Genomic DNA, 20,304 nt, shown 5'->3' on the forward strand with positions numbered 1-20,304 from the left:
CACCCCCTCCCCGGTGTCGTACGTTGTTTGTGTGGGGGGACCCGCTTTCCCCCCGCGATGCGTTTCAGGCTTCCTGCATGAACTGCTGGCGATACTGGTTCGGCGACAGTTCGGTGTGCTGGCGGAACAATCGCGCGAAGAAGCTCGCGTCGTCGTACCCCACCTCATAGCTGATGGTCTTGATGCTCTTGCGCGAGCTCGACAGCAAGCCCTTGGCCGTCTCGATGCGCAGGCGCTGCAGGTAGTGCAGCGGTTTGTCACCGGTGGCGCTCTGGAAGCGGCGCATGAAGTTGCGGATGCTCATGCCGTGGTTGCGGGCCACGTCCTCGAAGCGGAACTTGTCGGCGAAGTGCTCTTCGAGCCAGTGCTGGATCTGCAGGATGATCAGGTCCTGGTGCAGTTTCTGCCCACCGAAGCCCATGCGCCCGGGCGTGTAGCTGCGCTGCACTTCGTAGAGGATGTCGCGGGCCACTGCACGGGCCACGTTGGCGCCGCAGAAACGCTCGATCAGGTAGATATACAGGTCGCAGGCCGAGGTGGTGCCACCGGCGCAGTACAGGTTGTCGGCGTCGGTCAGGTGCTTGTCCTGATTCAGCCGCACCTTGGGGAAGCGCTCCTCGAAGCTGCCGAAGAAGCGCCAGTAGGTGGTCGCCTCCTTGCCGTCCAGCAGCCCGGACTCGGCCAGCCAGAACACGCCGCTGGCCTCGGCACACAGCACTGCGCCGCGTGCGTGCTGCGCGCGCAGCCAGGGCAAGACCTGAGGGTAGCGTTGCAGCAGGTTGTCGAAATCGTCCCAGAAGGCCGGGAGGATGATCACATCGGCATCGTTCAGGCCGCTGTCGACCGGCAGCTGCACATTGCTGAAACTGTCCACGGGCAGGCCGTCCGGGCTCACCAGGGCGATCTCGAACATCGGCTGCAGGCCGAGGCCCAGTTGCTTGCTGTAGCGCAGGCTGGCCAGGTGGAAGAAGTCCTTGGCCTGCATCAGTGTCGAAGCGAACACTTTATCAATGGCCAGGATGCTGACGCGCCGCAGCGACGCGGGGGGTTGGGTAAACATCATTGTCATTGTTCTTATAGGGTAGAGTGGTCAATCACCGGCTGGATCGTCTTATTTTTTGGCGATTGTGTCTACCCCGCATTCCCCATCGCGGGGCAAGTCGCATCGGCGCACCGCCGCTCCCACGGGTGTCGCCGTGCGCGATGGGGTGCCTGATCAAGGTGCTGGATTCGGTTGCTCCTGATGGATTGCCTCGATCGCCGCCAGCAGTTCATCACTTAGGTTCAGGCCCTGGCTATCGATGTTGCTCTGCAACTGCTCGAGGGTGGTCGCACCGATGATATTGCTGGTCACGAAGGGTTGCCGGGTGACGAACGCCAGGGCCATCTGCGCCGGGTCCAGGCCGTGGTCGCGGGCCAACTGCACATAGCGGCTGCAGGCCGCCACGGTCTGCGGATTGGAGTAACGGGCGAAGCGGCTGAACAGGCTCAGGCGGGCGTTTTCCGGGCGGGCGCCGTTTTCGTACTTGCCCGAGAGCATGCCGAAGGCCAGCGGCGAGTAGGCCAGCAGGCCGCACTGCTCGCGGATCGCCACTTCCGCCAGGCCCACTTCGAAGCTGCGGTTGAGCAGGTTGTAGGGGTTCTGGATCGACACCGCCCGCGGCCAGCCACGGGCCTCGGCCAGTTGCAGGAACTTCATGGTGCCCCATGGGGTTTCGTTGGACAGGCCAATATGGCGGATCTTGCCGGCGCTCACCTGCTCGTCGAGCACTTCGAGGGTTTCTTCGAGGGGCGTGAACATGTCGTTGGGCAGGTGCTGGTAGCCCAGCTTGCCGAAGAAGTTGGTGCTGCGTTCGGGCCAGTGCAACTGGTACAGGTCGATGCGGTCGGTTTGCAGGCGCGCAAGGCTTGCATCGAGTGCGGCAACGATGTGCTGGCGGTTGTGCTTGAGCTGGCCGTCGCGGATGTGGCTGATGCCGTTGCCGGGGCCAGCGACCTTGCTGGCCAGCAGCCAGTCGTCGCGGTCGCCATGCTTGGCGAACCAGTTGCCGATGATGCGTTCGGTGGCGGCATAGGTTTCCGGGCGCGGCGGCACCGGGTACATCTCGGCGGTGTCGATGAAGTTGATGCCGGCGGCCTTGGCCAGCTTGATCTGGGCGAAGGCGTCATCCTGGGTGTTCTGCTCGCCCCAGGTCATGGTGCCCAGGCAAAGGGCGCTGACGTTGAGGTCGGTACGACCGAGCTTACGGTATTCCATCGAAAGGACGCTCCAGGCAAAGAAGCCCATAAAAGCAGGTTGAAATTTTTCGCGCAATCTGGATAATTCTGCAGCTCTTCGCGTGGCGGAAGTGATGCACCACCACGAATGAAGAACCTTTGTCGAACATTGGCGTGCCCGACCCGAGCCCCCAAAAGCGTCAGCGTTCGGCTGCGCGTTTGCCCTTGGCAAGCCGTGCACTATCCAGTAAGATTCGCCGTCTATTTTTCGCTGGGCGGCCTCTGAGGCTTTAGAGAATGAAAACTTTTACTGCTAAACCGGAAACAGTAAAGCGCGAGTGGTTCGTAGTCGACGCCGCTGGTCAGACCCTGGGTCGTCTGGCTACCGAAATCGCTAGCCGCCTGCGTGGCAAGCACAAGCCAGAATACACCCCTCACGTTGACACCGGCGACTACATCGTCGTCATCAACGCCGAGCAGATTCGTGTGACTGGTGCCAAGTCTTCCGACAAGATGTACTACTCCCACTCCGGCTTCCCGGGCGGTATCAAGGAAATCAACTTCGAGAAGTTGATCGCCAAGGCCCCTGAGCGTGTTATCGAAACCGCGGTCAAAGGCATGCTGCCGAAGAATCCGCTGGGTCGCGACATGTACCGCAAGCTGAAAGTGTACGCGGGTGCTGCTCACCCTCACACTGCTCAGCAGCCTCAAGAACTGAAGATCTAACGGGATAGTTCATTATGTCGGCGACTCAAAACTACGGCACTGGCCGTCGCAAGACCGCAACCGCTCGCGTTTTCCTGCGTCCTGGTACCGGTAACATCTCCATCAACAACCGTTCTCTGGACGTGTTCTTCGGCCGCGAAACCGCTCGCATGGTTGTTCGCCAGCCGCTGGAACTGACCGAGACCGTTGAGAAGTTCGACATCTACGTCACCGTTTCCGGTGGTGGTGTCAGCGGTCAGGCCGGTGCGATCCGCCACGGTATCACTCGCGCCCTGATGGAATACGACGAAACCCTGCGTGGCGCTCTGCGTCGTGCTGGCTACGTCACCCGCGACGCTCGTGAAGTTGAGCGTAAGAAAGTGGGTCTGCGTAAAGCGCGTAAGCGTCCTCAGTACTCCAAGCGTTAATTTCGCTTCGGCAGTCGAAGAAGCCCGGTTCCTTTGGAACCGGGCTTTTTTTATGGCTTGAACTAACCTGTCAGCAGTCGGTGGGCACTTGTCGTATAGACGCAGATCAAGCAAAGCGAGGGTTGTAGCCCGACGAGTGGGTAATCACCTTGTCAGTGTGTGGATTTGTTTCTTACCATGGCGGCCAATTTTTAGTGCCACAGACGTACCTAAGTAGATGCCTGTTCAAACAGGCCAAGCAAGCTGATGGGAGAGGACTGAATGAGCAATGACGGCGTCAACGCAGGCCGGCGCCGCTTCCTCGTAGCCGCGACATCCGTGGTCGGGGCAGCGGGGGCAGTGGGGGCAGCGGTACCGTTCGTGGGGTCATGGTTTCCCAGTGCCAAGGCGAAAGCCGCAGGGGCACCGGTGAAGGTCAATATCGCCAAGGTCGAGCCAGGCCAGCAAATGGTGGCTGAATGGCGTGGTCAGCCGGTCTTCATCGTGCGCCGAACGGATGAAATCCTCGGCAACCTGAAAAAGCTCACCGCCGAGCTCTCCGATCCTGAATCCAAGGCGTCGGTGCAGCCCACCTACGTCGATCCGCAGAATCGCTCGATCAAACCCGAGATACTCATTCTGGTTGGCTTGTGCACCCACCTGGGGTGCTCGCCGACGTTCCGTCCCGAAGTCGCTCCGGCCGACCTTGGGCCGAAGTGGGTCGGTGGCTATTTCTGCCCTTGCCACGGTTCGCACTACGACCTGGCGGGTCGTGTCTACAAATCCCAGCCAGCGCCTCTGAACCTGCCAGTGCCACCGCACTCGTACGAGTCGGACGACCTTGTCGTCATCGGCATCGATCAGGAGAAAGCATGATGAGCAAGTTCATGGAGTGGATCGATGCGCGCTTCCCCGCCACGAAGATGTGGGAAGACCATCTGAGCAAGTATTACGCGCCCAAGAACTTCAACTTCCTGTACTTCTTCGGCTCGCTGGCGCTGCTGGTGCTGGTCAACCAGATCGTAACCGGCGTGTGGCTGACCATGAGTTTCACCCCCTCGGCGGAAGAGGCCTTCGCCTCGGTCGAGTACATCATGCGCGACGTCGAGTACGGCTGGATCCTGCGCTACCTGCACTCCACCGGCGCCTCGGCGTTCTTCATCGTGGTCTACCTGCACATGTTCCGCGGCCTGCTCTACGGCTCCTACCAGAAGCCGCGCGAGCTGGTCTGGCTGTTCGGCATGCTGATCTACCTGGCGCTGATGGCCGAGGCCTTCATGGGCTACCTGCTGCCATGGGGCCAGATGTCGTACTGGGGTGCCCAGGTGATCATTTCGCTGTTTGGCGCGATCCCGGTGATCGGTGGTGACCTCACTCAGTGGATCCGTGGTGACTACCTGATCTCGGGTATCACCCTGAACCGCTTCTTCGCCTTGCACGTGGTGGCCTTGCCGATCGTGATTCTCGGCCTGGTCGTGCTGCACATCCTGGCGCTGCACGAAGTGGGTTCGAACAACCCCGATGGTGTGGACATCAAGAAGAAAAAGGACGAGAACGGTATCCCGCTGGACGGCATTCCATTCCACCCGTACTACACCGTCAAAGATATCGTCGGCGTGGTGGTGTTCCTCTTCGTGTTCTGCGCTGTGGTGTTCTTCTTCCCGGAAATGGGCGGGTACTTCCTGGAAAAACCGAACTTCGAGCAGGCAAACGCCTTCAAGACCCCTGAGCATATCGCCCCAGTGTGGTACTTCACGCCGTTCTACGCGATCTTGCGTGCGGTACCCGACAAGTTGTTCGGGGTGATCGCCATGGGCGCCGCGATCGCTGTGCTGTTCGTGTTGCCCTGGCTTGACCGCAGCCCGGTGCGCTCCATGCGCTACAAGGGTTGGCTGAGCAAGGTCTGGCTGCTGGTGTTCTGCGTGGCCTTCGTCATTCTCGGTGTGCTGGGCGTACTGGCACCGACCCCGGGGCGTACCTTGCTGTCGCAGGTGTGTACGGTGCTGTACTTCGCCTACTTCCTGCTGATGCCGTTCTACACAAGGCTCGAGAAGACCAAACCGGTTCCGGAAAGGGTGACTGGCTGATGAAAAAGTTGATTGCAGTATGTTTGCTGGCACTGATGCCTGGCCTTTCGTTTGCCGCCGAGCACAGCCTGGAACTGGACAAGGTCGATGTCGACCTCACTGACAAAGCCGCCCTGCAGGACGGTGCGCGGACCTTCGCCAACTATTGCATGGGCTGCCACAGCGCCAAGTTCCAGCGTTATGAGCGGGTGGCCGACGACCTGGGGATTCCGCACGAGCTGATGCTCGAGAACCTGGTGTTCACCGGTGCCAAGATCGGTGACCACATGAAGATCGGCATGCAGCCAAACGATGCCAAGACCTGGTTCGGCGCGGCGCCTCCCGACCTTACCCTGGTTGCCCGGGTACGTGGCAATGACTGGCTGTACACCTACCTGCGCAGCTTCTACGAGGACCCAGCGCGGCCTTACCGGGTGAACAACAAGGTCTTCCCCAATGTGGGGATGCCCAACGTGCTGGTCGGCCTGCAGGGTAATCAGGTGATCGGCTGCAAGCAGGTGCAGACCGTGGTCGACGGCAAGAAGCAGTTCGACCCGCTGACCGGCAGCCCGCTGACCCATGAAGCGTGCGACCAGCTGACCATCGAGGAGAAATCCGGTACCCTGACGCCCGAGCAGTTCGACGAGAAGGTCAAGAACCTGGTGACCTTCCTGGCCTATTCGGCCAACCCGGTCAAACTGGAAAGCCAGCGCATCGGTACCTATGTGTTGCTGTACCTGGCTTTCTTCTTCGTGTTCGCCTACTTGCTCAAGCGCGAATACTGGAAGGACGTGCACTGATCACGCAGTAGTTTCTGGTTGTTGAACGCGCCCGGGGCGCCTTGGCAGCAATGCTGAGGCGCCCCGGGCGCGTTTTCATTTACAGTTTTACAAGCATCCCGTGCGAGGAGGCGCTACATGGGCGCAACCAACAGGTTAGCCTGCTATTCCGACCCCGCTGATCATTACTCTCATCGGGTGCGCCTGGTGCTCGCCGAGAAAGGCATCGCCGTGCAGATCATCGACGTCGACGCCAAACGCCTGCCGCCCAAGCTGGTCGAAGTGAATCCTTATGGCAGCCTGCCGACACTGGTCGATCGTGACCTGGCGCTGTATGAGTCGACCGTGGTGATGGAGTATCTCGACGAGCGTTATCCTCATCCGCCACTGATGCCGGTATACCCGGTGGCGCGTGGCAACAGTCGATTGCTGATGCACCGTATCCAGCGCGACTGGTGTGCCCTGGCCGATACCGTGCTCGACCCGCGCAGCAGCGAGGCGGCACGCACCCAGGCGCGCAAGGAGCTGCGTGAGAGCCTGACCGGCGTAGCGCCGCTGTTTGGCGAGATGCCCTGTTTCATGAGCGAGGAGCAAAGCCTCGTCGACTGTTGTCTATTGCCCATGCTCTGGCGCTTGCCGGTGATGGGTATTGAATTGCCACGGCAGGCCAAGCCGCTGCTGGATTACATGGAGCGACAGTTCGCCCGCGAGCCTTTCCAGGCGAGCCTGTCTGCTGCCGAACGTGAAATGCGCAAGGTTTAAGAGGAACCGTTGATGAACTCCAGTCGCCCCTATCTGGTTCGTGCGCTGTACGAGTGGATCGTCGACAACGATTGCACGCCCCATATGCTGGTCAATGCCGAGTATCCGGCGGTCCAGGTGCCTCAGGGTTTTGCCAGCGATGGCCAGATCGTCCTGAATATCTCGCCCAGCGCTGTGCGTAACCTGCACATGGACAACGATGCGGTGAGCTTCGAGGGGCGCTTCGGTGGTGTGTCCCACTCGCTCTTTGTGCCGGCCGGCGCGATCCTGGGTATTTATGCCCGTGAAAACGGTCAAGGCATGGTCTTTGAGCTGGATCCGCCGCTCGATGACGAAGACGACCTGCACGATGAGGGTGTCGAGCCGGATGACGATGGCCCGCCGGAAGGGGGGAGCCAGCCTCCACGCCCCAGCGGTCGACCCAGCCTCAAGGTGGTCAAGTAACAAAAAAGGCGATCCTTTGTGGATCGCCTTTTTTGTGCCTGACGCTTGCGCTTACAGGTCCTTGATGCTCTGCACCTGGTCCTTGTTGACGCGGTTCTGCTTGCCGTCGAGTTGTTTGAACTCGTAGAAGCCGGAATCGCGATCGAAGTGAGGGGTGTCAAGGGTCTGCAGTTCACGGCCGTCGTTGAGGGTGATCACGCTCGGCGAAGAGCAGCCGGCCAGGGTGGCGAAGGTGCCAATCAGCAGGGCGGGCAGCAGGTACTTCTTCATGGGGTACTTCCTGGATCGGGGTTGAAAGGCGAGGGCGCGGGTTTCGCCCTCGCGGGGGATCAGTCGATGTATTCGAACAGTTTGACGATCTTCTGCACGCCCGAGACGCTCTGCACCACGTTGGTGGCAGCGTTGGCCTCTTGCTGGGTGACCAGGCCGAGCAGGTAGACGATACCGTTCTCGGTGATCACCTTGATGCGCGAGCCGGGGACGTTGGCGTCCGTCAGCATCTGGGTCTTGATCTTGGTGGTGAGCCAGGCGTCGTTGTTGCGCGCCAGGATCGAGGACGGCTGGATCACCTGCAGCTCGTTGTGAACCTTCTTGACCCGCTGGACCTGGCTGGCGGTCTGCTCGGCCAGCGACTTGAGGTCGGCGCGCGGCGTCTGGCCGGCCAGCAGGACGACGCCGTTGTAGCTGCTGACGACGATATGCGAGCCCTGGTCCAGGTCTGGGTTGGCCTTGGCGATATTGACCGAAACCTTGGTCTCGATCAGCGAGTCGTCGATCTTGCTGCCGATGGTGCGGGTGCCGCGGTCATCCTCGATGGGCGAGTTGCGCGCCGAGGTCAGTACCGAGCTGCAGCCTGTGACGCTCAGGCACAGGGTGAGGGCCATCAGGCCGAGGTGCTTGGGGATCATTCTTCACTCCCGAACAGTTGGCTGTCGATCAGGTCGCACAGACAGTGGATCGCCAGCAGGTGGACTTCCTGGATGCGTGCGGTGACGGTCGAGGGTACGCGGATCTCCACGTCCTCGGGCAGCAGCAGCGAGGCCATGCCGCCGCCGTCGCGACCGGTCAAGGCTACGACAATCATTTCGCGGTCATGTGCGGCCTGGATCGCCTGGATCACGTTGGCCGAGTTGCCGCTGGTGGAGATCGCCAGCAAAACGTCGCCGGGCTGGCCCAGGGCGCGAATCTGCTTGGAGAAGATCTCGTTGTAGCTGTAGTCGTTGGCAATCGAGGTGAGTGTCGAGCTGTCGGTGGTCAGGGCAATGGCCGGCAGGCTCGGGCGCTCGCGTTCGAAGCGGTTGAGCAATTCGGACGAGAAATGCTGAGCGTCGCCGGCCGAACCGCCGTTGCCGCAGGCGAGCATCTTGCCGTCGTTGAGCAGGGCGCTGACCATGACCAGGCTGGCCTGCTCGATGTGAGGTGCCAGGATGTCCATTGCCTGTTGCTTGGTGTCGATGCTGGCCTGGAACAGCCGGCGAATTCGGGATTGCATGTCCATCTGGTGACCTTAAATGGGGCGGTGGCCGGCGCGGCGCGCGCCAGGGATCCGCCCGCGAAACATAGAGCGAAAAATTCGGTACAGGTTCAGCACTCGAAGGCGTTTTTCAGCCAAAGAAGCGGTTGCCCGGCATGGCCTTGGCCCTGCAGGGCGACTACGTCGAAGCGGCAGGGTTGAGCGGCCCAGCGGGGTTCATCGTGCAGGAATAAGTTGGCGGCCAGCGCCAGTCGCTTCTGCTTGCGCCCGTCGATACTGCCGAGCGCGCCGCCGAAGTCCGCGTGTAACCGGTAGCGGACTTCGACGAATACTACTGTATCGGCATCGAGCATGACCAGATCGAGCTCGCCGCCCTTGCATCGCCAGTTGCGCGTCAGCAGCTGCAGACCTTGCCCTCGGAGGTAGTCGAGGGCCTGGTCTTCGGCAGCCTGGCCTGCGAGGCTGGGCGATGCGCCGGGCATCAGCGCGGCGTGTCCGGCAGGCGTTTGACCTGGCCGCCGGAGAACTCGGCCCATGGCAGCTGACGTTCGATGCGTTGTGCCGGGTTCATGCTCAGGCTGCCAGACAGGCCTTCGACGCGGTTGTCCGGCAATGCCTTGAGCTGGCTCAGGCGTGGCGCCAGGCTGTAGGCGTCGACGCCCATGGCGTACAGGCGGCCGAGGCTGCCGGCCGCTTGCGGCCACTGCTGCACCACCTGCTGGCGCAGGCTGTTGCTGGTGTCGAGCAGCCACGGCGTTTCGCAGAAGCGGATGCCGTTCATGTCGTTGTACTGGTTGATGTCGCCGCTGGCGCTGTACAGGTTGGACGTGGCGTACACCGGCACGTCACCGGCGTACTGGAAGTTCAGCGTTGGCTTGATCTGCTGGGCCTGTTGCGGGGTGGCGGCCAGGAAGATGAAATCGATGTCCTGGCGGCGCGACGGCTGGGCGGCGATGTCGCTGCCGACCGTGCTTTGCAGGCTCTTGGCGCGGCCTTCGCTCTGGCGCAGCTGGAACAGGTCGGCGATCTGTTGGGCGAGGGCTACTGGCTGGGCGATGCGCTCGGCGGCCAGCAGGGTGCCGCCATTGCTTTCCCAGTCCTTGCGGAAGGCTGCGAGTACGCGGTCGCCCCATTCGCCGCGCGGTACCAGCGCGACCGCACGGACCTTGCCATCGGCACGGGCGCGGCGGGCGACTTCGCGGGCTTCGTCCTCGGCCGCGAGGCCGAACTGGAACAGTTGAGGCGGGGCTGATTGGCCGGCGTCGGCGTAGTTCAGGGCCAGGGTGGTGATGGGCAGCTGCGGGTAGGCCGCGAGTTTTTTCACCAGTGGTTTTTCCAGCGGGCCGACCACCAGTTGCACGCCGGCGGCCTGGGCCTGGCGGTAGAAGTCATCGAGCGAGGTGATGCGCGAGCTGTCGAACACCTGCACGGCAGGGGCCGGCTGGCCGCCTTGCTGGGCCTGGAAGTGTGCGGCCATGAAACCGTCGCGCAGGGCGCGGGCGACGCCTGCCAGTGGCCCTTCCTGGGGCAGCAGCAGGGCGATCTTGGTCAGTGGCTGGCTAGCCAGTTCCTTGAGCTTGACCAGGGCGACCGGCAGTTGCTTGGCGGCCGGATGGTCGGGGTGTTGGCCTTTCCAGGTGTCGATCGCGGCCTGTTGCTGCTCCAGGGTGCCTGCGCGCTTCACGGCGAGGGCCAGGCTGGTCCAGCCGGCCAGCGTTTCATTGCTGGCCGGTTGTTGCAGCTGTTCGGCTGGCAGCGAGGCGACCAGGGCCCAGATGGCGTCATTGTTGGCGCTTGCCGCCTGGCCGCTGAGCAGTGGCGTCAGCAGCACCCGCTGCTGTGCGGCGGCCAGGGCCTGGCCGTCGGCCTCAAGGGCGGCGGCGTGAACGCTGTAGGTGCGCGCTTGCTGTTGTTCCGGCAGTTCGCCGACGCGCTGCAGGCTTGGGTGGGCAAGTGCTGCAAGGGCTGCCTTGGGCTGGTTGCGGGTCATGGCCAGCTCCGCCGTCAGCGTGCTGGCGAAGACCTGCTGGGCCGGCTTGAGCGAGTCCAGCGGGACCTGCTCGAGGATGCGCGCCGAGCGTGGGTAGTCTTTCTGCTTGTAGGCCAGGTCGGCGGCACTCAGTCGCAGCAGGGCTGCATCCTCGGCGGACTTGCTGGTGGCTGCCTTGTCGAGCAGCTGTTCGATGCTGGCATCCGGGGTGCGTGGCAGTTCGCCCAGGCTGGATGAGGGCGAGCTGGCGCAGGCTGCCAGCAGGGCAGCGAGGCAGAGGGCTGTGAACAGCCGCAGACAAGCGATCATGTAAAGGTCCTGTTACTCGATCAAGTTGGCCGGCGATTGTACCCAAGCAATGGGCGTGGCGCGATCATCGCCGATGATGATCCTTCACTATAGGTGGCTGCGAGCGTGAGGGAGGCGAAGTTCTTTGCGCTCTGTTGCCGGTGCTCGGGCTACAATGGCGGCTTTGATCCGGTATGCAGGTGTGCGCAGTGACTGATGTTGCAGGGGCTTCGAAATCCACGATGGGAACGCTGTATGTGGTTGCCACGCCCATCGGCAACCTTGACGACATGAGTGCGCGGGCACTGAAGGTGCTCGCGAACGTGAGCCTCATCGCTGCGGAAGACACTCGCCATTCGGTGCGTCTGCTCCAGCATTTCGGCATTGATACGCCGCTGGCGGCCTGTCATGAGCACAACGAGCGTGATGAGGGTGGGCGCTTCATCACTCGGCTGCTGGCGGGTGACGACGTGGCGCTGGTGTCCGATGCCGGTACGCCGCTGATTTCCGATCCGGGCTATCACCTGGTGCGTCAGGCCCGTGCTGCGGGTGTGCAGGTGGTGCCGGTGCCGGGGGCCTGCGCCTTGATCGCGGCATTGTCGGCCGCAGGTTTGCCGTCCGATCGCTTCATTTTCGAAGGCTTCCTGCCGGCCAAGACGGCAGGGCGGCGCGCGCGACTGGAACAGGTCCGGGAAGAACCGCGCACCCTGATCTTTTATGAGGCGCCCCATCGCATCCTGGAATGCCTGGAAGACATGGAGGCGGTGTTCGGCGGTGAGCGCCCGGCATTGCTCGCGCGTGAGATCACCAAGACGTTCGAAACGCTCAAGGGCCTGCCGCTGGCCGAGCTGCGTGCATTCGTGCAGGGCGACAGCAATCAGCAGCGCGGCGAGTGTGTAGTGCTGGTGGCCGGTTGGGTCGCGCCCGATGATGAGCAGGCGATCAGTGTCGAAGCGCAGCGCGTGCTCGACCTGCTGCTGGCGGAGTTGCCGCTCAAGCGTGCGGCGGCGTTGGCAGCGGAAATTACCGGGGTGCGCAAGAATCTGCTCTATCAACTGGCGCTGGAAAAACAGCAGCGCGACTGATATCAAACTGATATTATTTGTCATCTCGCTTGTTCTTGAGCGCCGCTGCCGGTAACCTTGTCGGCGGAGAGTCGATCGGACAGTCGCTGCCGTCTTTTGTTCCGCAAAAGGCGGGGGAGGAAAGTCCGGGCTCCGCAGGGCAGAGTGCCAGGTAACGCCTGGGAGGCGCGAGCCTACGGAAAGTGCCACAGAAAATAACCGCCTAAGCACTTCGGTGCCGGTAAGGGTGAAAAGGTGCGGTAAGAGCGCACCGCACGGCTGGCAACAGTTCGTGGCTAGGTAAACCCCACTCGGAGCAAGACCAAATAGGGTTCCATACGGCGTGGCCCGCGTCGGAACCGGGTAGGTTGCTAGAGGCGTCCAGTGATGGCCGTCGTAGAGGAATGACTGTCCTCGACAAAACCCGGCTTACAGATCGACTCTCCACCCCTCCTTCCTCTGCTTGTTTCGATAGCAGATGCCTCTGGTAATACCAAAAAAATCTTACTCTTAATAAATCACTTTAACTTCGAACTCTATCCGCCTGAGTTCTCTTGATTTTTCCCGTCATTTTTCTTCGCGAGTAATCCTTTCCCTTCCCTTTGTTGCGCTAAATCCACGTCCTATAAGGGTTTTCCTTATGAACGCGCCTTGACGGTGTGGCGGGCGGATTCCTATAGTGTGCGCAAGTGGCAGAAAGTGGGATGAAGTGGGTTTTCTGGCACAAAAAAGCTACCATTGTGGGGAATCACAGCCGTGTTCCGCGGAGCCAACGCCGTCAGCCTCGATGCCAAGGGCCGTCTCGCAATGCCGAGTCGGTACCGTGACGAGCTCGATTCGCGTTGCAATGGTCAATTGATCGTGACCATCGACGCGGTGGATCCCTGCCTGTGTGTGTATCCCCTCGATGAGTGGGAGCAGATTGAAGCCAAGTTGCGCGCCTTGCCGTCGTTGCGTGAGGAAAACCGCCGCCTGCAGCGTTTGCTGATCGGTAACGCGGTTGACCTGGAGCTCGATGGCAGTGGGCGTTTCCTGGTACCGCCCCGTTTGCGTGAATACGCCAAGCTCGACAAGAAGGCGATGCTGGTGGGGCAACTGAACAAATTCCAGTTGTGGGATGAGGATGCCTGGAACGTGGTTTCGGCAGCCGACCTTGCAGCTATTCAACAACCGGGCGCCATGCCCGATGAACTGCGTGACCTGATCCTGTGACCATAGATAGCGGCTTCAACCACATCACCGTCCTGCTCGACGAAGCTGTCGAGGCATTGGCCCTGCGCGCCGACGGTCGCTATCTGGACGGCACCTTCGGGCGTGGCGGGCACAGCCGCCTGATCCTCAGCAAGCTTGGGCCGCAGGGCCAGTTGCTGGGGTTCGACAAAGATCCTCAAGCGATTGCCACCGGGCAAGCGCTGGCGGCCGAAGACGGCCGCTTTGTCATTGTGCAGCGCAGCTTTGCCGAGCTGGGCGACGAGGTGCGCGCGCGTGGCCTGGACGGCAAGGTCAGTGGCGTATTGCTCGACCTGGGCGTGTCCTCGCCGCAGTTGGACGATCCCGAGCGTGGCTTCAGTTTCCTAAACGACGGCCCGCTGGATATGCGCATGAACCCTGACAAGGGTGTAAGCGCCGCCGAATTCATCGCCACCGCGCCGGTGGAAGAAATCGCCCGGGTATTCAAGGAATACGGTGAGGAACGTTTCGCCGGTCGCATGGCCCGTGCAGTGGTCGAGCGTCGCGAAAAGCAGCCGTTCACCCGAACCGGTGATCTGGCCGAAGTGCTCAAGGTTGCCAACCCTGCCTGGGAAAAGGGCAAGAACCCGGCCACCCGTGCGTTCCAGGGTTTGCGTATCCACGTCAACAATGAGCTGGGCGACCTGGAGGCTGGCCTTGAGGCCGCCCTGGAGTCCCTGGAGATCGGTGGTCGCCTGGTGGTGATCAGCTTCCATTCGCTGGAAGACCGCATCGTCAAGCTGTTCATGCGCAAGTTGGTCAAGGGCGAGGCCGACAATCTGCCGCGCAACCTGCCGGTGCAGCACAAGGTCTTCGAACCGAAGATCAAACTCATCGGCAAGGCGCAGTTCGCCTCCGCCGAAGAGCTCAAGGCCAACCCGCGGTCGCGCAGCGCCGTGATGCGGGTGGCGGAGAAGCTTCGGTGAGCCGGCTATTTGCCAAACCTTTGCCAGGCGGAAGCTTCCTGATGCTTCTGCTGTTCGTGGGTGTGCTCGTTTCGGCCATTGCCGTGTCTTACAGCGCCCACTGGAACCGCCAACTGCTCAACACCCTGTACGGCGAGTTGAACGAGCGGGACAAGGCCCAGGCCGAGTGGGGGCGTCTGATTCTTGAGCAGAGCACCTGGACCGCCCACAGCCGTATCGAGACCCTCGCCAGCGAGCAGCTGAAGATGCGCGTGCCGGCCGCTGACGAAGTGCGGATGGTGGCGCCATGATGAAGCTCGAAGGTGCACTCTACCCCTGGCGCTTCCGTGTGGTCATCGGCCTGTTGGCGTTGATGGCCGGTGCCATCTGCTGGCGCATCATCGACCTGCAGGTGGTCGACCGCGACTTCCTCAAAGGCCAGGGCGATGCCCGCAGCCTGCGCCATATTCCTATCCCGGCACACCGTGGCCTGATCACCGACCGTAACGGCGAGCCCCTGGCGGTCAGTACGCCGGTCACCACCTTGTGGGCCAACCCCAAGGAAATGCAGGTTGCCAAGGACCGTTGGCCGCAACTGGCCGCAGCGCTTGGGCAGAACCCCCAGCAATTGACCGAGCGCCTCACCCAGCAGGCCAGCAAGGAATTCATCTACCTGGTCCGTGGCCTGACCCCGGAGCAGGGGCAGCATGTGCTCGACCTGAAAGTGCCCGGTGTCTACGGGCTCGAAGAGTTCCGCCGCTTCTATCCGGCGGGCGACGTCACCGCCCATATGGTCGGCTTCACCGACCTCGACGACCACGGTCGTGAAGGGGTAGAGCTGGCTTACGACGAATGGCTCGCCGGGGTGCCTGGCAAACGGCAGGTGATCAAGGATCGGCGCGGCCGGCTGATCAAGGACATCCAGGTAACCAAGAACGCCAAGGCCGGAAAGACCTTGGCGTTGTCGATTGACCTGCGCCTGCAGTACCTGGCCACCCGCGAGCTGCGTAACGCCATCGCCGAGCAGGAAGCCAAGGCCGGCAGCCTGGTGATCATGGACGTCAAGACCGGTGAAGTGCTGGCCATGGTCAACCAGCCCACCTACAACCCGAACAACCGCCGCAGCATGTTCCCGGCTGCCATGCGCAACCGGGCGATCATCGACGTGTTCGAGCCGGGCTCGACGGTCAAGCCGATCTCGATGAGCGCTGCGCTGCAGAGCGGCCGCTGGAAACCCACTGACAAGGTCGAGGTGTACCCGGGCAGCCTGCAGATCGGCCGCTACACCATCAAGGACGTGTCCAAGAGCGAAGGCCCGATCCTCGACCTCACCGGCATCCTGATCAACTCCAGTAACGTGGGCATGAGCAAGATCGCCTTCGATATCGGCGGCGAGGCCATCTACCGGGTGATGTCCCAGGTAGGTCTTGGTCAGTACACCGGCCTCGGCTTCCCGGGTGAGCGCGTCGGCAACCTGCCCAACCACCGCGAGTGGCGCAAGGCCGAGACCGCGACCCTGTCGTATGGCTACGGTGTGTCTGTGACCGCGTTGCAGCTGGTGCATGCCTACGCGGCCTTGGCCAACGACGGCAAGATGGTGCCGCTGTCGATCCTCAAGGTCGACAAGGCGCCGGAAGCCGTGCAGGCGATCCCCAAGGAAACCGCCGAAACCGTGCAGGCCATGCTGCAGCAGGTGATCGAAGCGCCGCGCGGGGTGTTCCGTGCGCAGGTGCCGTTCTATCACGTGGGTGGCAAGTCGGGTACCGCCCGTAAAGCCACGGTCGGCTCCAAGGGCTACACCGAGAACGCCTACCGTTCGCTGTTCGCCGGCTTCGGCCCGATGAGCGATCCGCGCTACGCCATCGTCGTGGTCATCGACGAGCCGAGCAAAGGCGGCTACTTCGGTGGCCTGGTATCGGCGCCGGTATTCAGCAAGGTCATGTCCGGCACCCTGCGCCTGATGAATGTGCCGCCAGACAATCTGCCGCCGCCCACCGAACAACAGCAAGTCAGTGCAGTACCCGCCAAGGGAGGGCGTGGATGATGACGATGCCATTGAGCAAGCTATTCGCCAACGCCAGCCGCGACCCGTTGATCCGGGAGCTGACCCTGGACAGCCGTGCCGTACGCCCGGGCGACCTGTTCCTCGCCGTGCCCGGTGCCAAGGTCGATGGCCGTGACCATATCGCCGATGCCCTGGCCCGTGGCGCCGCCGCGGTGGCCTACGAAGAGCAGGGTGCCAGCGTACTGCCGATCACCGACGCGCCGCTGATCCCGGTCAAGGGTTTGATCGGCCAGCTGTCGCAGATCGCTGGGCGCTTCTATGGTGAGCCGAGCCGCCAGCTGAACCTGGTGGGCGTCACCGGCACCAATGGCAAGACCAGTGTCACCCAGCTGCTGGCCCAGGCCCTCGATGCCCTCGGCCAGCGTTGCGGCCTGATCGGCACCCTGGGTACCGGCTTCTATGGCGAGCTGCAGAGTGGTCGCCTGACCACCCCGGACCCGATTGCCGTGCAGGCGACGCTCAACGACCTGAAGAAGGGCGGCGCCAAGGCCGTGGCCATGGAAGTCTCCTCCCATGCCCTGGAGCAGGGGCGCGTCGCTGCGCTCGAGTTCGACATCGCGGTGATGACCAACCTGTCCCGCGACCACCTCGACTACCACGGCAGCATGGAGGCCTACGAGGCCGCCAAGGCCAAGCTGTTCGCCTGGCCGAGCCTGCGTTGCCAGGTGGTCAACCTGGACGATGCGTTTGGCCGCCGCCTGGCCGATGATTTTGCCCGTCGCCCCAGCAGCGATCACAGCGAGACCCGGCTGCTCAGCTATAGCCTGGAAAACCCGGACGCCTCGCTGTTCTGTCGCGAAGCCAGCTTCAATGACGATGGCGTGCGCGCCACTCTGGTCACCGCCCAGGGCGAGCGCACCCTGCGCAGTCAGCTGCTGGGTCGCTTCAACCTGAGCAACATGCTCGCCGCCGTGGCAGCGCTGCTGGCGCTGGATTATTCGCTGGACGAGATCCTCAAGGTCACCCCGCAACTGCAGGGCCCGGTGGGCCGCATGCAGCGCCTGGGTGGCGGCGACAAACCATTGGTGGTGGTCGATTACGCGCACACGCCAGATGCGCTGGAAAAAGTTCTCGAAGCATTGCGCCCGCATGCCCACGGCCAGTTGCTGTGCCTGTTCGGCTGTGGCGGCGACCGCGATCGCGGCAAGCGCCCGCTGATGGCCGAAGTGGCCGAGCGCCTGGCCGACCGCGTGCTGGTTACCGACGACAACCCGCGCACTGAAGATCCGCAGCGGATCTTCGACGATATTCGCCCCGGTTTCGCCAAGCCCGCCAGCGTCGAGTTCGTCGCCGGCCGTGGCAAGGCCATCGCCCACCTGATTGCCAGCGCCAGCGCCAACGACGTGATCGTCCTGGCCGGCAAGGGGCACGAGGATTACCAGGAGATCAATGGCGAGCGCCATGACTTCTCCGACCTGGTCGAGGCCGAGAAGGCCCTGGCCGCCTGGGAGGCTCCGCATGCTTAAGCCCATGACCCTCAGCCAGCTGACCACAGCACTGAGTGCGCGAGTGGTCGGCGGCGACGCCAGCTTCACCGGCGTCAGCATCGACAGTCGCAGCGTGGGTGCCGGTCAACTGTTCGTCGCCCTCACCGGGCCGCGTTTCGATGGCCACGACTACCTGGCTGACGTGAAGGCCAAGGGTGCGGTCGCGGCCCTGGTCGAACGGGAAATCGCCGGCGTCGACCTGCCGCAGTTGCTGGTCGCCGACTGCCGTGTGGCCCTCGGCCAGCTCGGTGCGCTGAACCGTGCCGGCTACGACAAGCCCGTGGTCGCCATTACCGGCTCCAGTGGCAAGACCACCGTCAAGGAAATGCTGGCCGCGATCCTGCGTACCCAGGGCCTGGTCCATGCCACCCGCGGCAACCTGAACAACGACCTCGGCGCGCCGCTGACGCTGCTGGAGATCGCCCCCGAGCACAGCGCCGCGGTGATCGAGCTGGGCGCTTCGCGCATCGGCGAGATCCGCTACACCGTCGGCCTGACCCAGCCGCAGGTGGTGATCATCAACAACGCCGGCACTGCCCATGTGGGCGAGTTCGGCGGCCCGGAGAAAATCGTCGAGGCCAAGGGCGAGATCCTCGAAGGCCTGGGCGAGGGCGGTACCGCCATTCTCAACCTGGCCGACAAAGCCTTCGAAATCTGGCGCAAGCGTGCCGGCGCTCATCGCATCCTGAGCTTCGCCCTGGACAACCCGCAGGCCGACTTTTACGCCAGCGGCATCGGCCGCGATGCCCGTGGCTGCCCGTCGTTCACCCTGCATGGGCCTGACGGCAGTGTGCCGGTGCAATTGAACCTGCTCGGCACCCATAACGTCAGCAATGCCTTGGCCGCCGCCGCCGCCGCCCATGCCGTTGGTCTGAGCCTGAGCGGTATCAAAGCCGGCCTCGAGGCCGTGCAACCGGTCAAGGGCCGCACCGTGGCGCAGATTGCGCCGAACGGCGTGCGGGTGATCGATGACAGCTACAACGCAAATCCCACCTCGATGTGTGCGGCCATTGATATACTCGCCGGCTTTTCCGGGCGCACCGTTCTGGTGCTCGGGGATATCGGCGAACTGGGGCAATGGGCCGAGGAAGGCCATCGCCAGGTAGGTGACTACGCCCGCGGCAAGGTCGATGCGCTCTACGCGGTGGGTGCCAACATGGCCCATGCGGTACAGGCTTTCGGCGCCAATGGCCGCCATTTCGCTACACAAGCTGAGCTGATCGATGCCGTCCGCGTCGAGACCGCCAGCGACACCACTATCTTGATCAAGGGCTCGCGCAGCGCTGCGATGGAAAACGTCGTGGCTGCACTGTGCGAAACCGGCGGGGAGAAACATTAATGCTGCTGCTGTTGGCTGAGTATCTGCAACAGTTCTACAAGGGCTTCGCGGTCTTCCAGTACCTCTCGCTGCGCGGGATCCTGGGTGTACTGACCGCGCTGACCCTGGCCCTGTGCCTGGGCCCGTGGATGATCCGTACCCTGCAGATCCGCCAGATCGGTCAGGCCGTGCGTAACGACGGCCCGCAATCGCACCTGTCCAAGTCCGGTACCCCGACCATGGGCGGCGCGCTGATTCTGTCCGCCATCGCCATCAGCACCCTGCTGTGGGCCGACCTGACCAACCGCTACGTTTGGGTGGTGCTGATCGTCACCCTGGCGTTCGGCGCCATCGGCTGGGTCGACGACTACCGCAAGGTGATCGAGAAGAACTCGCGCGGCCTGCCAAGCCGCTGGAAGTATTTCTGGCAGTCGGTATTCGGCCTGGCTGCGGCGATCTTCCTCTACAAGACCGCGCCGACCAGCGTCGAGACCACGCTGATCATCCCGATGCTCAAGGACCTCACCATTCCGCTGGGGGCCGGCTTCATCGTGCTCACCTACTTCGTCATCGTCGGTTCGAGCAACGCGGTCAACCTGACCGACGGCCTTGATGGCCTGGCGATCATGCCGACGGTGATGGTCGGCGGCGCCCTGGGCATCTTCTGCTACCTGTCGGGCAACGTGAAGTTCGCCGAATACCTGTTGATCCCTTACGTACCGGGTTCCGGCGAGTTGATCGTGTTCTGCGGCGCGCTGATCGGTGCCGGCCTGGGCTTCCTGTGGTTCAACACCTACCCGGCCCAGGTGTTCATGGGCGACGTCGGTGCACTGGCGCTGGGCGCCGCACTGGGCACCATCGCCGTGATCGTCCGCCAGGAAATCGTGCTGTTCATCATGGGCGGTGTGTTCGTGATGGAAACCCTGTCGGTGGTGATCCAGGTCGCGTCCTTCAAGTTGACCGGCAAGCGCGTGTTCCGCATGGCGCCGATCCATCACCACTTTGAACTCAAGGGCTGGCCCGAGCCACGGGTGATCGTCCGTTTCTGGATCATCACCGTGATTCTGGTGCTGATCGGCCTTGCCACCCTGAAACTGAGGTAA

22 protein-coding genes and 1 other RNA gene are annotated in these 20,304 nt (G+C 62.7%); 16 read left to right on the top strand and 7 right to left on the bottom strand.

Translation table 11 applies throughout. The annotated features are described in order from the left end of the window. Nucleotides 1–64: 64 nt before the first annotated feature. The gene (locus tag ACO6VM_RS13230; RefSeq protein WP_178125866.1) at nucleotides 65–961 is read right to left on the bottom strand and encodes a GlxA family transcriptional regulator; all 897 of its coding nucleotides are present in this window, start codon (nucleotides 959–961) and stop codon (nucleotides 65–67) included. 255 nt (nucleotides 962–1,216) lie between these two features. Further along, the gene (locus ACO6VM_RS13235) at nucleotides 1,217–2,257 is read right to left on the bottom strand and encodes an NADP(H)-dependent aldo-keto reductase (protein WP_390967085.1); all 1,041 of its coding nucleotides are present in this window, start codon (nucleotides 2,255–2,257) and stop codon (nucleotides 1,217–1,219) included. A gap of 257 nt (nucleotides 2,258–2,514) precedes the next feature. Here ACO6VM_RS13235 and rplM point away from each other — a divergent pair, with 257 nt between their 5' ends. The 7 genes from rplM (at nucleotide 2,515) to ACO6VM_RS13270 (ending at nucleotide 7,380) form a co-directional block, all read left to right on the top strand. Continuing rightward, nucleotides 2,515–2,943 carry a 50S ribosomal protein L13 gene (gene rplM / locus ACO6VM_RS13240; RefSeq protein WP_008097538.1) on the top strand — a complete coding sequence of 143 codons (429 nt, stop codon included), beginning with the start codon at nucleotides 2,515–2,517 and terminating at the stop codon, nucleotides 2,941–2,943. 14 nt (nucleotides 2,944–2,957) lie between these two features. Continuing rightward, a complete protein-coding gene (rpsI, locus tag ACO6VM_RS13245) occupies nucleotides 2,958–3,350 on the top strand; it encodes a 30S ribosomal protein S9 (protein WP_003260797.1) in 393 nt (130 codons plus the stop codon). 261 nt (nucleotides 3,351–3,611) lie between these two features. Continuing rightward, nucleotides 3,612–4,205, top strand: coding sequence for a ubiquinol-cytochrome c reductase iron-sulfur subunit (gene petA, locus ACO6VM_RS13250; RefSeq protein WP_110991634.1), 594 nt, complete (start codon nucleotides 3,612–3,614; stop codon nucleotides 4,203–4,205). Beyond that, nucleotides 4,205–5,416: a cytochrome b gene (locus ACO6VM_RS13255; protein WP_110991633.1), complete on the top strand. Its 1,212-nt coding sequence runs from the start codon at nucleotides 4,205–4,207 to the stop codon at nucleotides 5,414–5,416. Before petA ends, ACO6VM_RS13255 begins: the two co-directional genes overlap by 1 nt. Then, nucleotides 5,416–6,195 (top strand): cytochrome c1, encoded by a 780-nt coding sequence (locus tag ACO6VM_RS13260; RefSeq protein WP_125462713.1) that lies wholly within the window; start codon nucleotides 5,416–5,418, stop codon nucleotides 6,193–6,195. Before ACO6VM_RS13255 ends, ACO6VM_RS13260 begins: the two co-directional genes overlap by 1 nt. A gap of 117 nt (nucleotides 6,196–6,312) precedes the next feature. Then, nucleotides 6,313–6,936: a glutathione S-transferase N-terminal domain-containing protein gene (locus ACO6VM_RS13265; protein ID WP_110991631.1), complete on the top strand. Its 624-nt coding sequence runs from the start codon at nucleotides 6,313–6,315 to the stop codon at nucleotides 6,934–6,936. Between the two features lie 12 nt (nucleotides 6,937–6,948). After that, nucleotides 6,949–7,380 (top strand): ClpXP protease specificity-enhancing factor, encoded by a 432-nt coding sequence (locus ACO6VM_RS13270; protein ID WP_125857531.1) that lies wholly within the window; start codon nucleotides 6,949–6,951, stop codon nucleotides 7,378–7,380. Between the two features lie 51 nt (nucleotides 7,381–7,431). On the opposite strand, the gene ACO6VM_RS13275 is transcribed toward ACO6VM_RS13270, so the two are convergent. The 5 genes from ACO6VM_RS13275 to ACO6VM_RS13295 all read right to left on the bottom strand — a co-directional run bounded on the left by ACO6VM_RS13275 (nucleotide 7,432) and on the right by ACO6VM_RS13295 (nucleotide 11,153). Then, the gene (locus ACO6VM_RS13275) at nucleotides 7,432–7,650 is read right to left on the bottom strand and encodes a YgdI/YgdR family lipoprotein (RefSeq protein WP_110991629.1); all 219 of its coding nucleotides are present in this window, start codon (nucleotides 7,648–7,650) and stop codon (nucleotides 7,432–7,434) included. Nucleotides 7,651–7,709: 59 nt separating this feature from the next. Beyond that, nucleotides 7,710–8,288: a BON domain-containing protein gene (locus ACO6VM_RS13280; protein ID WP_401058643.1), complete on the bottom strand. Its 579-nt coding sequence runs from the start codon at nucleotides 8,286–8,288 to the stop codon at nucleotides 7,710–7,712. Further along, nucleotides 8,285–8,878: a phosphoheptose isomerase gene (locus ACO6VM_RS13285; RefSeq protein ID WP_401058644.1), complete on the bottom strand. Its 594-nt coding sequence runs from the start codon at nucleotides 8,876–8,878 to the stop codon at nucleotides 8,285–8,287. Before ACO6VM_RS13285 ends, ACO6VM_RS13280 begins: the two co-directional genes overlap by 4 nt. An 86-nt stretch (nucleotides 8,879–8,964) precedes the next feature. Further along, entirely contained in the window at nucleotides 8,965–9,336 is a 372-nt protein-coding gene (locus ACO6VM_RS13290) for a YraN family protein (protein WP_401058646.1), read from the bottom strand. Further along, a complete protein-coding gene (locus ACO6VM_RS13295) occupies nucleotides 9,336–11,153 on the bottom strand; it encodes a penicillin-binding protein activator (protein ID WP_422403407.1) in 1,818 nt (605 codons plus the stop codon). The genes ACO6VM_RS13290 and ACO6VM_RS13295 overlap by 1 nt, the downstream gene beginning before the upstream one ends. 221 nt (nucleotides 11,154–11,374) lie before the next feature. Here ACO6VM_RS13295 and rsmI point away from each other — a divergent pair, with 221 nt between their 5' ends. From rsmI to mraY, 9 genes are all read left to right on the top strand, one after another. Next, nucleotides 11,375–12,217, top strand: a complete 843-nt coding sequence (gene rsmI / locus ACO6VM_RS13300) for a 16S rRNA (cytidine(1402)-2'-O)-methyltransferase (protein WP_390967095.1) — start codon at nucleotides 11,375–11,377, stop codon at nucleotides 12,215–12,217. 67 nt (nucleotides 12,218–12,284) lie between these two features. Next, nucleotides 12,285–12,644, top strand: an RNA gene (gene rnpB, locus ACO6VM_RS13305) — RNase P RNA component class A. 308 nt (nucleotides 12,645–12,952) lie between these two features. Next, on the top strand, nucleotides 12,953–13,408 hold the full coding sequence (gene mraZ, locus ACO6VM_RS13310; RefSeq protein WP_021784148.1) for a division/cell wall cluster transcriptional repressor MraZ: 456 nt from the start codon (nucleotides 12,953–12,955) through the stop codon (nucleotides 13,406–13,408). Then, a complete protein-coding gene (gene rsmH, locus ACO6VM_RS13315; protein ID WP_167409776.1) occupies nucleotides 13,405–14,352 on the top strand; it encodes a 16S rRNA (cytosine(1402)-N(4))-methyltransferase RsmH in 948 nt (315 codons plus the stop codon). The genes mraZ and rsmH overlap by 4 nt, the downstream gene beginning before the upstream one ends. After that, nucleotides 14,349–14,642 carry a cell division protein FtsL gene (gene ftsL, locus ACO6VM_RS13320; protein ID WP_011535544.1) on the top strand — a complete coding sequence of 98 codons (294 nt, stop codon included), beginning with the start codon at nucleotides 14,349–14,351 and terminating at the stop codon, nucleotides 14,640–14,642. Before rsmH ends, ftsL begins: the two co-directional genes overlap by 4 nt. After that, a complete protein-coding gene (locus ACO6VM_RS13325; RefSeq protein ID WP_189654556.1) occupies nucleotides 14,642–16,375 on the top strand; it encodes a peptidoglycan D,D-transpeptidase FtsI family protein in 1,734 nt (577 codons plus the stop codon). Before ftsL ends, ACO6VM_RS13325 begins: the two co-directional genes overlap by 1 nt. Continuing rightward, the gene (locus ACO6VM_RS13330; protein WP_422403408.1) at nucleotides 16,372–17,862 is read left to right on the top strand and encodes a UDP-N-acetylmuramoyl-L-alanyl-D-glutamate--2,6-diaminopimelate ligase; all 1,491 of its coding nucleotides are present in this window, start codon (nucleotides 16,372–16,374) and stop codon (nucleotides 17,860–17,862) included. The genes ACO6VM_RS13325 and ACO6VM_RS13330 overlap by 4 nt, the downstream gene beginning before the upstream one ends. Continuing rightward, on the top strand, nucleotides 17,855–19,222 hold the full coding sequence (locus ACO6VM_RS13335) for a UDP-N-acetylmuramoyl-tripeptide--D-alanyl-D-alanine ligase (protein ID WP_422403409.1): 1,368 nt from the start codon (nucleotides 17,855–17,857) through the stop codon (nucleotides 19,220–19,222). The genes ACO6VM_RS13330 and ACO6VM_RS13335 overlap by 8 nt, the downstream gene beginning before the upstream one ends. Then, nucleotides 19,222–20,304, top strand: a complete 1,083-nt coding sequence (gene mraY / locus ACO6VM_RS13340; RefSeq protein WP_110991623.1) for a phospho-N-acetylmuramoyl-pentapeptide-transferase — start codon at nucleotides 19,222–19,224, stop codon at nucleotides 20,302–20,304. The genes ACO6VM_RS13335 and mraY overlap by 1 nt, the downstream gene beginning before the upstream one ends.

Source organism: Pseudomonas sp. GZD-209 (genome assembly GCF_049310485.1).
Taxonomy (GTDB): Bacteria; Pseudomonadota; Gammaproteobacteria; order Pseudomonadales; family Pseudomonadaceae; genus Aquipseudomonas; species Aquipseudomonas sichuanensis.